The 19869-nt window shown below is 34.2% G+C and carries 20 protein-coding genes and 2 pseudogenes; 21 read left to right on the forward strand and 1 reads right to left on the reverse strand.

Annotated elements, in window-relative coordinates:
* Positions 1-24 precede the first annotated feature (24 nt).
* From LA20531_RS10890 to LA20531_RS10975, 20 genes and pseudogenes are all read left to right on the forward strand, one after another.
* Positions 25-555 carry a hypothetical protein gene (locus LA20531_RS10890; RefSeq protein WP_056940636.1) on the forward strand — a complete coding sequence of 177 codons (531 nt, stop codon included), beginning with the start codon at positions 25-27 and terminating at the stop codon, positions 553-555.
* 117 nt (positions 556-672) lie between these two features.
* Positions 673-1698, forward strand: coding sequence for a hypothetical protein (locus LA20531_RS10895; RefSeq protein ID WP_236704192.1), 1026 nt, complete (start codon positions 673-675; stop codon positions 1696-1698).
* A 25-nt stretch (positions 1699-1723) separates the two neighbouring features.
* Positions 1724-2275, forward strand: a complete 552-nt coding sequence (locus LA20531_RS10900) for an AAA family ATPase (RefSeq protein WP_260191479.1) — start codon at positions 1724-1726, stop codon at positions 2273-2275.
* 102 nt (positions 2276-2377) lie between these two features.
* Positions 2378-2953: a hypothetical protein gene (locus tag LA20531_RS10905; protein ID WP_236704194.1), complete on the forward strand. Its 576-nt coding sequence runs from the start codon at positions 2378-2380 to the stop codon at positions 2951-2953.
* 19 nt (positions 2954-2972) lie between these two features.
* Positions 2973-4406 carry a fibronectin type III domain-containing protein gene (locus LA20531_RS10910; protein WP_236702979.1) on the forward strand — a complete coding sequence of 478 codons (1434 nt, stop codon included), beginning with the start codon at positions 2973-2975 and terminating at the stop codon, positions 4404-4406.
* 297 nt (positions 4407-4703) lie between these two features.
* A complete protein-coding gene (locus LA20531_RS10915) occupies positions 4704-5882 on the forward strand; it encodes an IS256 family transposase (RefSeq protein ID WP_056940641.1) in 1179 nt (392 codons plus the stop codon).
* A 212-nt stretch (positions 5883-6094) separates the two neighbouring features.
* Positions 6095-6223 (forward strand): hypothetical protein, encoded by a 129-nt coding sequence (locus tag LA20531_RS11850; RefSeq protein ID WP_257790260.1) that lies wholly within the window; start codon positions 6095-6097, stop codon positions 6221-6223.
* Between the two features lie 233 nt (positions 6224-6456).
* Positions 6457-7659 carry an IS110 family transposase gene (locus LA20531_RS10920; RefSeq protein WP_099202190.1) on the forward strand — a complete coding sequence of 401 codons (1203 nt, stop codon included), beginning with the start codon at positions 6457-6459 and terminating at the stop codon, positions 7657-7659.
* A gap of 105 nt (positions 7660-7764) precedes the next feature.
* A pseudogene (locus LA20531_RS10925) lies at positions 7765-9549 on the forward strand (heavy metal translocating P-type ATPase); the annotation flags it as partial.
* A 22-nt stretch (positions 9550-9571) separates the two neighbouring features.
* Positions 9572-9802, forward strand: a complete 231-nt coding sequence (locus tag LA20531_RS10930) for a heavy-metal-associated domain-containing protein (RefSeq protein WP_056940655.1) — start codon at positions 9572-9574, stop codon at positions 9800-9802.
* A complete protein-coding gene (locus LA20531_RS10935; protein WP_056940654.1) occupies positions 9802-10353 on the forward strand; it encodes a hypothetical protein in 552 nt (183 codons plus the stop codon). The genes LA20531_RS10930 and LA20531_RS10935 overlap by 1 nt, the downstream gene beginning before the upstream one ends.
* 18 nt (positions 10354-10371) lie before the next feature.
* Complete coding sequence (locus LA20531_RS10940) at positions 10372-11001, forward strand: Crp/Fnr family transcriptional regulator (protein WP_025006172.1); 630 nt, start codon at positions 10372-10374, stop codon at positions 10999-11001.
* A 125-nt stretch (positions 11002-11126) separates the two neighbouring features.
* A complete protein-coding gene (locus tag LA20531_RS11720) occupies positions 11127-11591 on the forward strand; it encodes a linear amide C-N hydrolase (protein ID WP_236704196.1) in 465 nt (154 codons plus the stop codon).
* A 2-nt stretch (positions 11592-11593) separates the two neighbouring features.
* The gene (locus LA20531_RS11725) at positions 11594-11890 is read left to right on the forward strand and encodes a linear amide C-N hydrolase (protein WP_236943757.1); all 297 of its coding nucleotides are present in this window, start codon (positions 11594-11596) and stop codon (positions 11888-11890) included.
* A gap of 132 nt (positions 11891-12022) precedes the next feature.
* A pseudogene (locus tag LA20531_RS11390) lies at positions 12023-12190 on the forward strand (ISLre2 family transposase); the annotation flags it as partial.
* A gap of 384 nt (positions 12191-12574) precedes the next feature.
* Positions 12575-13981, forward strand: coding sequence for an ATP-binding protein (locus LA20531_RS10955; RefSeq protein WP_056940653.1), 1407 nt, complete (start codon positions 12575-12577; stop codon positions 13979-13981).
* Positions 13982-14057: 76 nt separating this feature from the next.
* Positions 14058-15590 (forward strand): class I SAM-dependent DNA methyltransferase, encoded by a 1533-nt coding sequence (locus LA20531_RS10960; protein WP_056940652.1) that lies wholly within the window; start codon positions 14058-14060, stop codon positions 15588-15590.
* Positions 15580-16686, forward strand: a complete 1107-nt coding sequence (locus LA20531_RS11185) for a restriction endonuclease subunit S (protein ID WP_157771646.1) — start codon at positions 15580-15582, stop codon at positions 16684-16686. The genes LA20531_RS10960 and LA20531_RS11185 overlap by 11 nt, the downstream gene beginning before the upstream one ends.
* 84 nt (positions 16687-16770) lie before the next feature.
* Positions 16771-17736: a site-specific tyrosine recombinase/integron integrase gene (gene xerA, locus LA20531_RS10970; RefSeq protein ID WP_056940413.1), complete on the forward strand. Its 966-nt coding sequence runs from the start codon at positions 16771-16773 to the stop codon at positions 17734-17736.
* Positions 17733-18266, forward strand: coding sequence for a restriction endonuclease subunit S (locus LA20531_RS10975; protein ID WP_099202352.1), 534 nt, complete (start codon positions 17733-17735; stop codon positions 18264-18266). The genes xerA and LA20531_RS10975 overlap by 4 nt, the downstream gene beginning before the upstream one ends.
* Here LA20531_RS10975 and LA20531_RS10980 read toward each other — a convergent pair.
* On the reverse strand, positions 18263-18796 hold the full coding sequence (locus LA20531_RS10980; RefSeq protein WP_099202194.1) for a restriction endonuclease subunit S: 534 nt from the start codon (positions 18794-18796) through the stop codon (positions 18263-18265). The genes LA20531_RS10975 and LA20531_RS10980 overlap by 4 nt on opposite strands.
* 109 nt (positions 18797-18905) lie before the next feature.
* On the opposite strand from LA20531_RS10980, the gene LA20531_RS10985 reads away from it, so the two are divergent.
* Positions 18906-19763, forward strand: coding sequence for an IS982 family transposase (locus tag LA20531_RS10985; RefSeq protein ID WP_005727342.1), 858 nt, complete (start codon positions 18906-18908; stop codon positions 19761-19763).
* The last annotated feature ends 106 nt before the right edge of the window (positions 19764-19869 follow it).

Here is a 19869-nt window from a genome sequence, read left to right on the forward strand (position 1 = left end):
GACTAATAGTAGGAGGGACTTGTTATGAGAAAGAGATATTTGTTCCTAATGTCATTAGTTGCATTCGTTAGTATTTTCTTTGTAGGGATGCAAAGTCAAAATGTTTATGCAGCTAGTCAATATGGCATTGCTCGTAAATATACAACACCTAAGGCAACTCGGGGAACTTGGTACTATCGTGAAACTGACAAGTTCAGCAGTGATAAAAAGACCATTCATACTTTGAAAATTACTGCTCACACTGCTAATAAAGATAAGTTGTATGTACCTTCACAAAAATTCTTTAAGAAGAATGTATATAATGTTTCTTCAAAGAAGCGTAATGCTTTTATCAAGAAGGTTATGAAGAAGAATATTTATGCAGCTTATAACTTTAAGAAGGGCTTTAACGTTAATAATTGGGTTAACTTGGCTGGTGATGGTGTTTATTACATCCCTGTAACCAGAACTGTTAAAGGTAAAAAGGTGAAGGCTTTGAAGATTGCTACTGGTGCAGATCAACATGCCAGCGCTTATGCATTCAAGACCAAGGCTTTAGCTAAGGCTGCTAAGTAATAGAAATCTTATTTTAATGAATATTTTAAAAAGACATAGTTAGAGTAAATCTGACTATGCCTTTTTGAATGCTTGATAAGTGGTAAAATATCGTTGAATTGGAAAGTTGAGGATGAAATGAAAAAGATTGGGAAAATATCAGTAATTGTGTTAGCAGGTTTAGCTTTAGCCGGCTGCAGTCAAAAGCCGAAGCAAAAAAATGCATCATCTAAAGGCAGTGCAACTATCAAAGTAACTAAGAACAAGAAACAGCCCACAAAGATGGGACATTTGTCTGATCAAGATCTAAGTCCACAAAAAACAGTAGCGGTTATAGTGGCATATGCTGGTGATCGTTATTCTGGTAGTTGGACCAAGGCTTTGCTTGATGGTAAGCAAAACGGTATTGAAGTCGATTTAAAGAATCAGTCAAATTATTCATATATGAATGAGGGTAGCGGCGTAGCTTATATGGTATCGGCAGATGCTGGATATACTCTTAAGCAAGTGAATGGAGAGAATATTTATTATCTCTTTTCAAATGGTAAAAAATTAGGATCTGTGACCATGAAGCAAATGGTTGATTATTTGAATAAACGTGACTCAGATAGTTTGGTAAATAGTTTAGCTCAAAATGCCAAGGTGAACGATGAGCGTTCGGATTCAGGCGATGATTCTTCAGATTCTGCTGGTAAAAAATCAAACTTACCAGGAGACGACGGATTGTTTAATGTGCCAACTGAATTTCAAGGTACTTGGTATACTTATAATGATGATAAAATGTCTATTATTAAAATAAGTCAAAACAAAATCAACGTTGATAATTACGTACAAGAATTGCATAAAGTAAAAGCTGGTTTTCTTGATAAATATACTTATGGTGATATGTCTGCATCATATCATAAAGCAACCAAAAATTGGGGAATGGCTGGTATGGGAAGTCAACGTGTTCATGGAATAAATTATATGAATGTCCGTGGTTGGATGCAGGAAGCAGGGGATGGAGACTTCTATGGTCTACATACTGAGAACGGTCAATCTGTTTTAGTACTTGCTCAAGGAGCCGGTCCATGGGTAAGTAGCGTTGCCTGGAAGACGCCACAACTTGCTCAACAATATAAGCATAAGAAATTTAAGGATTTGTATTACCAAGATGACCAATAATATGAAAAGGATACCGTTAATCTTAATGTTGGGGCCACAAGCTTCAGGTAAATCTAGTTTCATTAAGATGAACGATTTACAAAACTATACTATCTCAGCTGATGAGATAAGAATTCGTTTAAATGGAATTAATTCAAATAATGGGCATCCCCAAATAAACTTTGTTGGTCAAACTGAGAAAATTGTTTGGCAGATTTTTAATCAAATACTACAAACACGGTTACAAAATGGCCTACCAACTATTGTCGATAATACAAATTTAGGCGGGCATGGATTTAATCCAATTAATGATATCTTGAAAAGAGTACCAGATAATTATCAAGTGTATGTGATCGATTGTTTTAAACCACTACTGGATGCCAATGATCCACTAAGTGAGGAATCATTAACTCATGCGTTAAAAATTCTCGACCAACGCAATCGTGATCGAGAATATTCAGTGAATATGGATATTATTCAACGTTTTGTTGATTATTATGCTCACTTCGAAATACCAAATAAGGTAAAAGTGATTAGCTCTGCTGATCTGCAGAAAGCACAGGATTTGATTGATCTAATTCTAAATTTTAATAGGTAAAAAATTTAACTTAAATTAAAGAGTCAGCATACTATGGAATGCTATAGTGTGCTGGCTTTTTGTTATAATAAATATAAGAAATACGTTAACAAGGAAGATAAAATGAAAACATTAACTTTACAGTATACAATTAGTCAAAAAGGTTGGACGGATTTAAGACAGAACGGCAAGATCAGCATTGATGAGCAATCATATTTACTTAATGCGATTCGTGCACAAGATCAATATTTCAAGAATATCTATCTTGAACAATATCTGTTGCAAAAGATTATTAAAGATACGTTGCCAGAAGCAAAAAAGCCAATTTTGGCTAAAAAGATACCGATCTCTTGTACACCATTTCCAGAGCATGTAACCGAAATGCCGGATGCCGGTGAAATTTTGTTGGAACTTGAAGTTCCAGAGAATGAGGTTGTAACAGTTGATTATCGTACTTGGCTTTATTTAGCTAGCGAAGTAAACAAGACAGTTGAAAAGTACAATAGCATGAAAGATATGAATACAATCTTGAAGTTGCCTGAAAAGAAATTAAAGATTGATAAGATGATGCGAGTTCAATTGCTTGATGTGTTAAATCCAGCTAAGACAATGAATTTTATCCCTGAACTCAAGTTAGATCAAGTCAAGAAGGCTTATCAGTCGGCTGATGGTCAACTTGAAGAACTTGAGGATTATTAAGCAGAAGAAGGTTAAAACTATGAAGAGGAGAGGCTATTTAATTGGTGCAGTAGCTGCTGGTGCATTGCTATTTAGTTTGAATACTAACGTTCAAGCTGCAACAGTACCAATTTCTGATAATGCAACCAGCTATGTGAGAAAAGGCAATCAATACCGTTTCTATTTCAAAGCACCAACCAGATTAACTGTTGCCACTAAGGCAAAATATAAGATCCTTAATACTTCAAATTGGGAATGCATCCCTTATAAGGGTAAAAACAAGAATACCAAAGTCTTCTATTTGCGTTCTGGTCATTACAATTTGACTACTAAATCTGGTAAAAATGTAAAGATTAAGACTAGCGCTACACGGATTACCAAGATCAGAAATAAGCTGGAGACTTTCTCTCATAAAACTTATCCGTTAGAAACGCGTTTTACCTCAGCTATCCCAATAAAAATAGGACAGACGGTTACTGGTATGACTGATATGTATCATACTGAAAAGCTGAATACGATGAATAGATATAAATTTACGCTGGATAAAGATCAAAAAGTAACGATGAATATGTCTGTTCAACCTGTGTATGAGAACAGTCGGTCTAATATTTTTAACAATAATGACATTCAAATTGTGCAGGACACAGATTATGGTTATGCGTTAAATCCATGGAAAACTAAAGGAACCTTAAAAAATGGAAAATATTCCTGGAATTTAGAGAAAGGGACTTATTATCTAGAAAAAGGTTCTGCTCGTGGTCGTTTCAGCTTTAAGTTGACTAGCGAAGATACGAATGCTCTTCCAAGTACGCCTAAGTTGACTAAGGTTAGCTCAACTGAAGATGGAATCAAGGTTGATTATACTAAAGCTGATAATGCGACTGGTTATGGAATTTATGGTTCTTCTCTAAGACGGTATAGATCAAATGATCCTTTGCTTGATGCCGCATCAATGATTGGACATAGTAATTTCACCCCTGACGGCAATTATCCTGATGTTTTAACTCAGACAATTTCAAAGAATAGACTGATTAACGGTGAAACTTACGATATTGCTGTTCGTGCGGTGAATGATGAAGAAGGTAGAAGCTTTAGCCCAGTTTCAGCAAATCAAAAGTTTACTTACTATATTCCTTTAAAGGGCAGTCATGAGAAACCAAAGACGCCAACGCTTAAGGTTAGCTATTATAATGACCATGGTTCAGATGAACCATATATCAACATTGAATGGGACGTTAACCCAGAAGCTGATAGCTATGAGATTCAGTATAGATTGAAAGGTAGCAGTAAGTGGGCAACCTTCTTTAGCAAAACTAGAAGCGGCGATATAGTAGATGATCCAACGAATGATTTTGGACAAGACTTTAAGAAGGGCCAAGTTTACGAAGTTCGCGTTCGTGCACTTCACAGTAATTTGATCAGTGACTGGTCCGAGGTTAAAACAGCACGCGTTGATGTTACGCCGAATAGGTAGAAAATAGTTAAAAATGTCTTTTAATTGGGTTATTTTGACTTAGTCAAGAGACTTTTTTATAGCATTCCAGAGAGGGATGCTTTTTATTTTTCAGTAATCGTAATTACAGTAATTATAATTATTGTAAGTACGATTACTGTAATTTAAATTACTGAAAAAGAAGATTCGAGACCGTAAAATAGTTTGTGTAAGGATGAATGATTCCTTAAATTAATTTCTTAAAACATTAGAAAAAGGAGTTCCTTTCTCGTATGATTGGTTTGAACAAAAAACACATACAGAAAGAAGAACTCCTTCATGAATGATTTTACCAAAAATATGGCACAAGCTCTATTCAATCAAGACAAAATAAACGATTTATTGCGCAAAGAACTCCAGCAAGCAGTTAATGACCTATTAGAGGCTGAACTGACTGCGTTTTTAGGCTATGATCCTTATGCCAGAGCTGGCTGGAATACAGGCAAATCACGCAATGGTGCTTACTTTCGCAAGGTTGATACGCAATTTGGCGAGATTGAAATTCAGATGCCTAGGGATCGCAACGGCATGTTTCATCAGCACACGCTCCCTGACTACAAGCAGCACTCCGATGTTTTGGAAAGCATGATTATCAAGCTATATTCCAAAGGCGTAACCACCAGAGAAATAGCCGACTTGATTGAAAAGATGTATGGCAGTCATTACAGCCCAGCTCAGGTATCTAACATCTCCAAGCAGATGATTCTAAAAGTCGAGGCCTATCATCAGCGCAAACTCAGTGACAAGTTCTTCTGCGTTTATTTGGACGCTACCTACATTCCTTTGCGTCGCATAACCTTTGATCGTGAAGCAGTTTATATTGCCATTGGCATCAAGCCTAATGGCCACAAGGAAATCATCGATTACCGCATTGCTCCCAGCGAAAACGTCGAGAATTGGACGGAAATGCTTCAAGACATGAAGTCTCGCGGTCTAGAACAGGTTGAGCTCTTTCTTTCAGATGGCGTTGTGGGCATGAAGACAGTGCTGGAGCAGACTTATCCGAAAGCTCATTTTCAACGCTGTCTAGTTCATGTCATGCGCAATATTTGCGCTAAAGTACGCGTAGATGATCGCGAAACGATCATGAATGAATTCAAGCAAATTCATCAACAGCAAAATAAAGAAGCTGCGATCAAAGTCTTGCACGCCTTCTATGACAAGTGGAACAGAGCGTACAACCATGTCATCAGAAATCTCAAAGATATTGAACCTGATCTGCTGGTCTTTTACAGCTATCCTAAGCAGATCAGAGCTTCAATTTACTCTACCAACATGATTGAATCTTTTAACAACGTCATTAAGCGCAAGGCTAAGCCTAAAGCAGAGTTTCCGACTGAACAGTCGCTTGATACTTTTATTGGCATCCAAGCAATGAGTTACAATGACCGCTACTTCAACCGAATTCACAAAGGCTTTGGTCAGGTTAAGGACACCTTAGAATCTTACTTTGACTAAATAAAGAATAAAAAATCAATCTATGAGAAAGATCTATTTACACAAAAGATTTGACAGTTTCGATCTGAAGGATAAGATTAAAGATAAAGAATAATTTGTTAGTTTTAAAGCACTTAGTTTTTAATATTAAGTGCTTTTTTCTTGATGGTCGTCAATTTCTGCTAACAACATTTCTCCTAAACTAAAACATGAAAAACAAAGGAGGAATATAAATGGTAAAAATTCAACAATTTTTTGTTAAACATCAAAAAATAATTTTGTCACTTAATACTGTGCTGATTTTGCTTGCGGAAGCAGCTAAATGGTTATTCCATATCAATGCTGCTTATCAAACACCCTAAAGTATAAAGGTAGATAGAAACATGACGATGTTTTTATCTACCTTTTTTCTTATACTTAGATTGAGGTTGAGGTCGACAACAGAATGGAATATTAAATTCGACTGTCAAACGGGCCCATAAATGTTTATTTTCAATCAAACTAGATTAAGGGTGTGGATCTCAGAGATCGTATAATCAAGAAATGGAGCTGAAAATAAATATTTGCCTCAATTGATTTAAAACGGGGTGATTAGGTGAATATTATTGGTATTGATGTTAGTCAAGGTGAAAGTCATGCCACTTTGATAACAAAAGAAGCGGAAGAAATAGCTTTTAAATTTAAGCATAATAAGAGCGGTTTCCAAATATTAAATTCTTATATTAAACCCGGTACAATAATAATATTTGAAACTACAGGTGTTTATTCGGCTCAGCTTACTACTTATTTAAAAAATAAAAAGGTCAAATTTTATGAGCTAAATCCCCTAGAAGCAAAATTAAGAATGGCTTCTTTGAGAAGAAATAAAACTGACAAGAATGATTCATTTAAATTAGCTTTATTGGGTAAAACTCAATTAGCGGAAATAAAGAATCACTGTAATAAACAATCTAATTCGTTGTATGAATCTTTACGGATTTTATCTTTGAGATATAAGCAGTTAATTAAATGTAGAACCAGAATACTTAATTTCCTTCGTTCTAGCTTAGAGCTTACTTTCCCAGAACTAAATCAGATTTTTAAAAATGCTTATGCAGTTTTAGCTCTTCAAGTATTTAGAATGTATTGTCATCCTGACTTTTTGGTAGGATTAACTCTTAAAGAAATGACCACTAGAGTTTACCAATCTGTTAGCAGGCGAATACATAAAGATGTAATTCAAAGTTATTGTGCTCAAGTTTGGTTAGCAGCTAAAGACTCTTATCCTGCTGTCCCAGCAGATTCTTTAGAAATTGAAATTATTTCAGAATACTGCGACGAAATAGAAAGTTACAATAAAGAAATAGCCTATATTCAGAGCAAATTAATTAAGACAGCTGTTGGATTAGATGATTTCAAAGTTATTTCCAGTATTCCTGGAGCAGGTCAATTAAATAGCGCTTTATTACTGGGCTTTACTGGTGATATTGCTCGCTTTGATAATTATAAACAACTCAATGCTTTCCTAGGTTTGGATTTAAACAGATATCAGTCTGGTAAATACGGTAAGGGTGATACTATTAACCGCAGAGGCAGTAGTCAGGGCAGAGCTGTTGAAACAGATATGATTCGAAGCATGTTAAGAAATCAGGGTAAAATTCAAAATCATTTAGTTGACTACTATTACAAATTAAAAAAGCCACCTTTCAATAAGCATGACAAGGTAGCTTTAATAGCGTGTGCCAATCATTTGAATCGCACTATTATAAATTTGGTCCACACACATCAACTTTATAATTATTCTAAGGCAATTCATTAATAAATGCTTAGCACGCAATAAGTGAAAAACTGCCAAAAGACTAGTCTTTTGGGGTTATGTTTAGTATACTCTTTTTTCTCTATAATAATGATTGACATTCTATAAGAAGTTCTGATGCTAGTAGTAGGAGTTATTGGTTTAATTCCAATATTGTTAACAGCTATTTCATCATTGAAAGTAAAATTAGTTTCCATTGATGTTTTGGTATCATTGGCAGTAATTGGCGCTATTATTATTGGCGAATTTAATGAAGCAGCAATTGTTACCTGGCTTTTTGCATTGGGTGATGTTCTGGAAGAACTTACTCTTAAAAAGACGCGTAAAGCTGTATCTGATTTAACTAAAATGGCGCCACGAACCGCGTTAGTCTTGCAAGATGACGGGACAACGGAAGAAGAGGATGTAGATTTTATTGATCCTGGTGAAAAGATTTTGATTAAAACCGGAGATCAAGTCCCAGTTGATGGAAAAATTGTCTCGGGTTCAGGTTATCTAAATGAAGCTAATGTTAATGGTGAGTCGAAACCAGCCGATAAAAAACAAGGTGATCAAGTCTATGCCGGTACAATTCTAGAAGATGGCACCTTGACAGTAGAGACTACAGCAGCCGGAGATGATACTACCTTTGGCAAGATTATCGAAATGGTAGAGGAAGCTCAGGATTCCAAATCTCATACTGAGAAGTTGATCAATCGTTTTTCTAAATACTACACTCCTGCGGTATTAGTGATTGCGATTATTGTAGGCTTAATTACAAGAGACTTCAAATTGGCAATTACAGTAATGGTTCTAGGTTGTCCAGGTGCTTTGGTTATTGGAGTTCCCGTTTCAACTGTTGCCGGTATTGGTAACGGAGCTAAAAATGGCGTGATGTTTAAGGGCTCTCAAGTAATGGATGCAGCTCGTAAAATCGATGAAATCGCCTTTGATAAAACTGGTACTTTAACAGTTGGTCACCCAGAGGTAAATAAAATTGAAGTTCTGAGTGGTAATAAGGACGAAGTTGTTAACCTGGCTGCTAACATTGAGTCTCAAAGCAATCACCCGTTAGCTAAAGCAATGGCTAAGCTTAGTGGGCAAAAGATTGATCAAATCGAGACTAAGACAGTTAAGGGCAAAGGTATGATAGCTGACTTAGATCGAGAACGGTATTATTTAGGTAATTTAGCTTTAATTGAATAAAATACTTTTGCTAATCCCAAATTAACTCAAGTAGTTAATAAACTAAGTAACTTAGGAAACTCTGTTGTAGTCTTGGCTAATAGTGATCAAAGTAAATTGGCTATTTTTGGCATTAAAGATCGTCTTCGCTCAGAAGCAGAAATCGCATTGATGCAATTAAAGCAACTAGGCATCAAGAAGTTAGTTATGCTTTCAGGTGATAATCAAGAAACAGCTCAACAAATTGCGGCTGATTTGCCAATTGATGAAGTTCATGGACAAATGCTTCCAGCTGATAAGGCACAATTTGTTAAGCAGGAACAAGAAAATGGTCATCACGTTGCCTTTATCGGTGATGGGGTTAATGACAGTCCTGCATTGGCTAATGCCGATGTGGCTATTGCAATCGGTAGCGGTACAGATGTTGCAGTCGATGTTTCAGATATTGTCTTAGTCAAAAATGACTTGCGTAAAATTGCCTATGCTTTATCAATTTCTAAGCGGACCGTTTTAAATATGAATGAAAATATTGTAATTGCATTGTTAACCGTGTTGTTACTATTCATTGGGTTATTTGCAGGTTATGTCGAAATGGCTAGCGGTATGTTTATTCATGAATTTAGCATCTTAGTCGTAATTTTAAATGGTATGCGCTTAATTAGAAATCGTCGAAAAGTTGATAACCATCAATTTCCTGATAAAGAAAAAGATTTAGCATTAAACATGTAAGGAATAAGAAAGGAAGATTTTTATGCAAAAAGTAATGATGAAGTTAGGTGGGATGACTTGCCCATCTTGTTTAACCAAGATTGAAAAAGCTGTTGAAGATGTCGATGGTACAGATCAAATTAAGGTATTATTTAATGCCGGTAAGTTAAAGTTCATGATGAATGCTGATAAGGCTGATGTTGATGATGTTAAAACAGCAATCGAAAAGATGGGCTATGAAGTTAAGGGTGTAAAGGCAAAGGAGTTAAACTAATGAAGGCTGAAGAAGCATATAAGGCAGAGTTAAAGCGAAGTGACATTGATCATCATAAGCCTACAGCTGGTGCAATGGTTGGTCACATTATTGCCAATTTACTGATTCACACTTTAAAAATTAATCAAGCTAAGTTCTTCGCTAAGGGTCAAGCTAGTTTGTTTTTAGAGCAGCATGCTGATGAGTGGATCAGATATGAACAGAATGAGTTTAACAGGCTAAATCAGATTTTAGTTAATAATGGCGAAAGCATACCTACTATTACTGATCAATTTAAAGAATATACTATGCTTGAGGAAGACGGAGCAAGCAAGTACAAAGATGGCCAAGACCAACTTTTTGCTTTAGTAAAAGACTTTGATACACAAATCTTATTTATTACTAAGGCAATTGCTTTAGCTCAAAAAGAAGCTTGGCCAGAATTGAGTGCCAATTTAATTGAACTTCTAACATGGATTAAGGAACAAATTCGTCAATCACAAAACTTCTTGGGCCATGAATTACGTGAAGGATTATATACTGAAGAAGATGATGATGACGATGATTTTTAAGTAAAGGAAGTTTTTTGAATGGCAGAGTTGTGTGTACACTTAGTTCCATTATTTAATGCATTACCGACAAATGATCAAATGCAAATAGAAGAGCTAGTTCACCATCAGAATTATCAAAAAAGTGAATTAGTAATGGATCCTACATCAAGTAATAATTTAGTAATTGTTGCTCATGGTGGTGCTCGCCTTTATACTTTAGACGAAAATGGTCGCGAGAATGTTACCCAGATTTTAAAAACGGGTGATTATGCTGGTGAAAACTGGTTATTTGGTGAAGCAAATATCAATACTTATGTTGAAGCTACAGAAAATAGTGAGATTTGTTTGCTTAATCGAAATGAATTTTTAGCGCTAATGAAAAAGAAACCAGAATTAAGTATTCAACTCTTAGAGCAAAATATTATTAAAGTACGTGCTATGCATAGGCAAATTCAATTACTTAGTTTGCCTAAGGTGGAAGATAGACTATTGAGTTATTTGCAGACTTATGCAAAACAAGTGAATAAGAACTCATTTACTTTGCCACTAAAAATGAAAGATTTAGCCTTGTATTTAGGTACTACTCCCGAAACTTTATCGCGTAAATTCGTACTCTTAGAAAAGCAAGGAACCTTAAAACGAAAACTACGTCACATTGATTTATTCTAATTATTATTAAAGATCTACGAGCCAATGGTTCGTGGATTTTTTCATTAAGAATTATCGCATGGTAGTTTTTAAATTAGCGAAAAAACAACCCCTTTGATAAAATTTTATTTAAATGAAGGGACACTATGTCACCAATTTATATTCGTCAAGCTACCAAAAATGACCTTGAACAAATTATGCCGATCATTGATGAGGCTAAGAAATTTCTAAAGGAAGAGGGGAACCCGCAATGGCAAAGTGGTTATCCCGATGTTGAAACAATTACTGCAGATATTGATGACGGTGTAGCCTGGGTCTTAATCGTTGATCAAAAAATCGCTGGCTACACTGCAATTACTGATGGACCTGATCCAAATTACAAAAAGATTGATGGCAAATGGGAGAATGATCTAGATCCTTATGTAGCCATTCACCGTGTAGCGATTTCTGATGAGTATCGCGGGATGCATATTTATGACGATTCAGTGAATATCTTAACCAACTTTTCAGTTTTCCCAGCACAAATTGAAAAGTTGGCTGATTTTGCGGCTGTCTCACCAGCACAACCTAAGAATACAATTGTTCCTAATGTTGATTTGAATATGTTTTGAATATGTATAGTAGAGGTCTAGGGACACGTCATTTACTTGGCGGAATGGATTCTAGCTTACGCTTTGTTAAGGTAGCGTTTACTTTGGCACATGCACCTAAGAGTGATGACGAAACTGAAAGTGTAACGAATTTCTTCAATATCTTGCATTCAGTCGAACAAGCAAAGAGATTGGACGAAATTGAACCTGGTAAATTTGAATATACAATGTATTCAGACTGTATGAATTTAGATAAAGGAATTCTGTACTTTACTACTTATGATAACAATCAAATTGACGCGGTTGACATGAATAGCTAAGTGTATAATTTTTTGCGGTAAGTTGAATAAATAATTAAAAAAGCTCAAGTCCTTTGAATTTGGACTTGAGCTAAAACAAAAGGACCAGTAGTCTGATGTTAAGAACAAAAAACACATTAGAAGCTGGTCTTTATGGAATCTATTATAACTGATATCGTAAAAATTATTAAGTTTGAAAATAATGTTATTGCTCGTGAAAAGGAATTAATGTGCTACTTCTTTGATTTGATTAGAGAATTAATGAAATTAGCACTAGAAGAGGTTGATGCCGGCTTAGTTGAAAAAACTAAAAATTGGGGAAGAGCTAGCTTTTGGAAGGCACATGGCATTAAATATTTGAATGTCATGGGATGGATGCAAGGCGCTGGTGATGGTACTTTCTACGGCCCTCATACTGAAAATGGTCAACCTGTATTAGTGATTGGTGAAGGTGCTGGTCTTTGGACTAACTGCGTTGCTTGGAAGAATCCGCAACTTGCACAGCAATATAAGCATAAGAATTTTAACGATTTGTATTATCAGGATGATGAATAGATAGTTATTTATAAAATGAAGCATTCCAGAAAGGGCTGCTTTTTTATTTTTGCTAAAATTTGTAAGCGAGATTATAATAATTGTAATTACGATAATTATAATTACAGTAATCGTAATTACTGTAATCTAAGTTACTGAAAGGCATAAACGATGAATGAATTTATCGGACGTGAAATTGAATTAAAAAATTTAAACAACATGTATAACAGCGACAAATTTGAAATGGCTGTTATTTATGGACGAAGACGTGTAGGAAAAACCTCGCTGATTAAACAATTCATATCAAATAAACCTGCAATTTACGTTCAGGGGGTAGAGGCTACAGCTGAAACTAATTTGCGTTTCTTGTCTAATGCAATTTTAGATTTTGAAGAACCGGGACGAGTTAATAAACATAAAACCTTTTATGATTTTGCGGAAGCATTTGAAGAAGTTCAAGATATTGCCAATAATCAAAACGAAAAAATGATTTTTGTAATGGATGAATATCCATACTTTGCAGAAGCATCAGCCGAAATTAGTTCAATCTTACAGTACACAATTGATCATATTTACAAAGAAAAAAATAATATTATGTTAATCTTGTGTGGATCATCAATGTCCTTTATGGAGCATCAGGTTCTTGGTTATAAGAGTCCTTTATATGGTAGAAAAACTGGCCAATTTAAGATTAGACCTTTTGATATCTTTAATACTAAGAAGATGTTACCTCAAGTTAACAATGAAGATTTACTAGCTTATTACGGAATAACTGATGGAATTCCACAATACTTAAGTTTTATCGATCAAACAAAATCCGTAGAAGAAAATATTCAAGAGATGTTTTTAAATCAAAATGCCCCGTTACAAAATGAGCCTAACGTTCTTCTACAGGAAGAATTGAGAAAGCCAGCCACTTATTTTTCTATTTTAAATGCCTTGGCACATGGTAAGAGTAAAAGTACACAGATTAGTCAAGCAATCGGTATGAGTAATGGTAGTAGTATAAGTGCTTATCTTAACAATTTAATTGATCTTGAAATTATTGAACGTAAGCAACCTATCTTTGAAAATAGCCCTAGAAAAGCTATTTATGCTTTTAAAGATAATATGTTTAAATTTTGGTTCAAGTTTATTGCTGAAGCTCAAGATCAAATTGCTCTTGAAAGAACCAAAGGAATTCTAATAGGTATTATGGATGAATTGCCTCGCTTCTTGGGTCCTGTGTTTGAGCAAGCTTCACGTGATTGGTTATGGCAGCAAGATGATCTGCTATTTTATCCTAAGAAAATTTCTAGTTGGTGGGGAAACAATCCAATTAAACATCGTCAAGAAGAAATTGATGTTGTAGCAAGCAATCACGATGACTCTGAGGCTATAATAGGTGAGTGTAAGTGGAGAAATGCAGACAAGTTAAATCATGAGATGATTGATACATTGATTACTAGAGCTGCATTACTTCCTAAGGTAAGAAAAACGTATTTGTACTTTTTCGTTAAGGAATCTACGGATAATTTTGAGAAGTATGCTAGAGAGCATAATGTTAGAGTTGTGAAATATGAGGAGTTTTTTAAATAGAAAGCAGATTGAATACTTGTTCTCTTTTATTTAGAATTATTGATATATAAATGTTAGTGGATGTAAGGAGATTTAAATGGCAACTAAATCAAAAGAACTTAATTTTGAAGATAAGTTATGGAAAGCGGCAGATGCGTTAAGGGGAAGTATGGATGCATCTGAATATCGTAATGTTGTATTAGGTCTAATTTTCTTAAAATATGTTTCTGATGCATTCGAAGAAAAACATGATGAATTATTAAAATCAGATTATCCAGAAGATGCTGAAGATAAAGATGTATATGTTGGAGATAATATTTTTTGGGTACCTAAAGAAGCGCGTTGGGAAAATATAGAGAAAGCTGCTAAAACGCCTCAAATTGGTGAAGTTATTGATAAAGCAATGGATGCGATTGAAAAAGAAAACGATACTTTAAGAGGCATTCTGAGTAAAAACTATGAATCTCAAGATTTGGACAAAGAACGGCTAGGTGAAGTAGTTGATTTAATATCAGATATAGACGTTGGATCTAAAGATTCACGTGACAAAGATATATTGGGGCGTGTTTATGAATACTTCTTACAGCAATTTGCTAGTGCAGAAGGTAAGCATGGCGGTGAATTTTATACTCCAAGATCAATTGTTAGAACATTGGTTGAAATGATTGAACCATATAAAGGCCGAGTATATGACCCTTGTTGCGGATCTGGTGGTATGTTTGTTCAGTCCGAAGAATTTGTAAAAGAACATGCTGGAGATATTAAAGACTTAGCCGTCTATGGTCAAGAATCTAATCCAACTACTTGGAAATTAGCAAAAATGAACTTAGCTATTCGAGGTATTGATAGTGATTTGGGGAAACATCAAGGGGACACATTTACTAATGATCTCCATAAAGGTATGAGATTTAATTTTATTTTAGCTAACCCACCATTTAATGTTAAGAATTGGAATGGAAACAAATTAAGGGATGATGCTCGCTGGAAATACGGTGTACCTCCTGTAGGTAACGCAAACTACGCCTGGATGGAACATATCATTAGTAAATTAACTCCAGATGGTAAAGCAGGTTTCGTTTTAGCAAATGGTGCCCTTTCTACGTCAAATAAAGCTGAACATGCTATTAGAAAAGCTATTTTGGAAGATGATAAGATTGATGCAATTGTTGCACTCCCAGATAAGATGTTTTATTCTACCGGTATTCCTGTTTCTCTTTGGTTCATTGACATGAATAAAAATTCTGAACATGAAAATGACAGAAGAGGTAAGACTTTATTTATTGATGCTCGTAATATGGGTGAAATGGTTGATCGTACTCATCGCGAATTTAATAAAGAAGATATTAAAAAAATTGCAGATACTTATCATGCTTTCCGTGGTACAAATGATCAAAAATATGAAGATGTAGCAGGGTATTGTAAGGTAGCTTCATTGGATGAAATTGCTAAAAATGATTATGTTCTGACACCAGGTAGATATGTTGGGCTTCCTCCACAAAAAGATGATGGCATTCCTTATGAAATAAAGATGAAAAAACTGACAGGTGAATTAAAGAAACAATTTGAAGAGAGTGATAAGTTAGAAGCAAAGATTAAGGATGTATTGAAGGAACTAGGATATGAAATATAAATCTGTTCAACTTAAAGAAATAGCAGACATAATAATGGGGCAATCTCCTAAATCAATTTTTTATAATAATTCTGGAATCGGACTTCCATTTTTGCAAGGTGTGAGAACATTTGGCGAGGATTATCCGAAAATTGATACTTATACCACTAGATTTAAAACAATAGCAAATCAAGGCGATATTTTATTTAGTGTTCGAGCACCAGTTGGTAAAATAAATTGGGCCAATCAAGAAATTTCGCTCGGTCGCGGTCTAGCTTGTATAAGAGTTAAGCCAGGCTATTCAAAAGAATATTTATATTATTATTTAAAAAAGATAGGAACATCTATAAATTCATTAGCTAATGGAACTGTATTTACTTCTATTAACAAAAAAGAATTAGAAGAGATAGAAATAAAAATTCCAATAAATTTAAATGATCAAAGGAATATTGCAAATCCACTTAAAACGCTAGATTCAAAATTAATGATAAATAATCAAATAAATGATAATTTACTTGAATTAATAAAAGCTAGTTTTAATAAAATAGTTATTGATAAAAGTAAAAAGGAAACGATTAGTAAAATATTTAGAGTTTATTCTGGCTTTGCATTTAATAAAAACGATTGGGCTGATGATGGAAAACCGATAATAAAAATAAAAGATATAAATAACATGACAATTAATTTAGAAAACTTATCTAAGGTGAACAATTTAGATAAGTTAAAAAGAGCAGAGAAATATTATATTACAGGTGGTGAAATTGTAATTGCCTTAACCGGGGCTACATTAGGGAAATTTGGAATAGTTCCGTATAACTTTAAAGGTTATGTTAACCAACGAGTGGGACTAATTTTTCCAAAATTATCTGAGGTAAGTGTACTGGGTATACTTCTCCAAAAAGATATTATGAATAGAATAATTAGTTTAGGACATGGGTCAGCTCAACCCAATATCAGTCCAACCACAATTAATAAATTAATTGTGAATATTGATATTAAGTCATGTAAAAAATTTGATAAAACTTTTGCACCTATTTATCAAGAAATAATATACAACCTATACGAGAAGCAACTACTACAGAATATAAAACAAGAACTTATGCTTAAATTATTTTAAAAATCAAATTCGACTAAATTATCATTTATTCTTCTTAGCTATCATATTAGTGTATGATTTTATCAAAAACGAGGAGATAAAATCATGCAACAAAGTGAAGTTCAATGTGTAATAACTGATATGTTGCCTTATTTGAACAATAGTCAGTTAATCAAGTTGAAACAGTCGATGAAGAAGTTAGTGGTAAGAAAGGAACCTGATGAACTAAAGAATGAGGTATTGCTTAAGCGATATTTCTCATCTAAAAGAGCTGAAGGATGTTCAGAAAAGTCTCTAAAATACTATAAGGCAACTTTGATTCAAGCTTTAGATACGCTTGGTAAAAATGCTAGAGAAGTAATAACTGATGAGTTAAGAAACTACTTAATGAACTATCAATTACAACATAGTTCCAGTAAAATAACCATTGATAATATTAGACGTATACTTTCTAGCTTCTTCAATTGGTTAGAAGATGAAGATTACATCATTAAGAGCCCAGTTCGAAGAATCCATAAAGTGAAAATCGCAACTACTGTTAAAGAAACCTATACAGATGAAGAATTGGAAAAATTACGAGATGGTTGCGGTAACATTCGTGATCTTGCAATAATTGATTTTTTGGCTTCAACTGGGATGCGTGTTGGAGAATTAGTTCTGCTGAATAAAGATGATATTAATTTTAATGAAAGAGAATGTATTGTATTTGGCAAGGGAAATAAGGAAAGAATTGCTTATTTTGATGCTAGAGCTAAATTACATCTGAAGAAATACATTGAAGAAAGGATTGATAGTGAAGAAGCTTTATTTGTATCAATTAGGAGACCAAATAAGAGATTAACTATAGGTGGAATTGAGTCCAGATTAAAAAGTCTTGGCAATAAGGTTGGTATATCACATGTTTATCCACATAAATTTAGAAGGACTTTAGCAACAACCGCAATAGATAAAGGAATGCCAATTGAACAGTTGCAAAGATTATTAGGACACAAGCGTATAGATACAACATTGCATTATGCAATGGTTAAGCAACAGAATGTGAAAATAGCGCATAGGAAGTACATAGGATGAAAGTGAAAATTTCAGAAATTGGTGAAGTAATAGGTGGAGGAACACCATCTACAAAGAAAGCAGAATATTATAAAAAAAGGGGGATTAGTTGGATTACACCCAAAGATTTAAGTGGATATACAAAAATGTATATTTCGCATGGAGCTAGAGATATCAGTGAATCAGGCTTTAAAAATTCTAGTACCAGAATATTACCTAAAGATACAGTTTTAATTAGTTCGAGAGCTCCAATAGGATATTGTGCTATTGCTGCAAATGACTTAACTACTAATCAAGGTTTCAAGAGCATCATTCCAAATAAAAATAAGGTTTTGCCTAAGTATCTTTATTATCTAATGTTGAGTAACAAAGATAATCTTGAACAAATAGCATCAGGTTCAACGTTTAAAGAAGTATCAGGCAATGCAATGAAGAATTTCGTTGTTGAGATTCCTAATTTAGAAAAACAGAGAGAAGTAGTAAATATTATTGATCCTATTTCAAAAAAAATAGAGTTAAATAATCAAATAAATGATAATTTAGCGGCTTAAAAATATTTATTTAATAGTTCTTGCCTTAACTTGCTAAGTACATTATTTTCCACTTGAATATTGTTAATTTGAAGTTGTATTCTTTCAAACACAGTAAAGATATTATTATCAATAATCGGAACTTCAAAATCATTAAATAGTTCCTTTCTGTAAAAACTACGTGCACTTCCTGAAGCAGAACCTTTAACTCTTTTATTGATATAATTTACATATTCATAAAGAAGTAGTCCTGGCATACGGGAATTTTTAACTCTAAACCTCCACATATTTTGATTTTGTAAGGACGGTAAGACATTGGACGTTATAAAGCCTGTTTTACCAATGCTAGCTCCGACCATTACTAAAACTGTATCAAATTTTTTAAAAGCAAATTTTTTATACTCATTAAAGTTGTCTTGATCAATATATACTACATCAAATTTATTAAATAAATGGTTGCTGCCAATATTTTTAGTTCGTAAGATCAAGAGCTGCTTTTGTGCAACATATTCTTTGCTTTTAAATGCATATCCATTCTGAATTGTAGCTATATTTGATAGTTTAGTACGCGTGGTGCTAGTTAAATCGTTTTAGTTAATAAAAAAGTCCAATCGGACTAGACTCAAGTTGTAGTATCAAAAAGAAAAGAGTCTGATCTGATTGAACTGCCTTAAGCTTAAGCGTTTTAGCCACCATTTACAAGTTAGTTTTAAAGATTTAGTGATAATTTGTCGGCACTGGTATCGTTTGTATGCACCGGCTGAGTTTACTCATCGGCGAAATATTGATCAAATTAAAACTACGGACAGTCTGATTTTGGCTTTACTTATCTGGCAAGCTAAGACAGGAATTGAATCACAAAGAAGATTCTGTGAATGTTTCAATTGTTTATCACACTCACGTTTTAATCGGCGTTCACGTCAGCTATTGCAATTGATTTATCAGATACGGCAAGAAATGAATAAAAAGGTTGACCTGAATGGACAGTTCTTGATCATTGACAGCTTTCCGGTACCTGTTTGCCAACCAATTCGCAACTATCGTGCTAAAATTTTTCGCGGTTATGCCAACATTGGTTATAAGGCCACCAAGAAAATTTACTTCTATGGTTTCAAAGTTCATGCTATTGTTAGCGATGACGGTTACATTCTTGATTATGTCGTAACAAAGGCATCAGTTCATGATGCCAGGGAGACAGTTGAACTGATAGAAAATACCCATCCATCTAATTACTATCTTCTTGGCGACGAAGGCTATTTAGGCAAAGAACTGCATCAACAGCTAAAACAAATGGGTTATGAACTTTGGACACCATATCGTAAAAATATGACAGGAGCTAAAAAGCACAATGATCATCAATTGATGGCTATTCGCAGAACAATTGAAAGCGACTTTTCGCTTCTGACCTATTACAATGCCGAGAACAATCGAGCACGTAGTCTGATAGGCTTTCAAAGCCGGTTGGAAATTGCAATTTTAGCTTATAATTTGGCTTATTGTCTAGAACGATTTAACTAGCACCACGCGTAGTTTAGTAGTATCTTTATTAATTTGCTTTGTAAAAATTACATTAGCTAACTCAAGTAAATTATCATTTAATCCATTAACCATGGTCAAAGCCTTC

Origin of the sequence: Lactobacillus amylovorus DSM 20531 (assembly GCF_002706375.1) — a bacterium.
GTDB lineage: Bacteria > Bacillota > Bacilli > Lactobacillales > Lactobacillaceae > Lactobacillus > Lactobacillus amylovorus.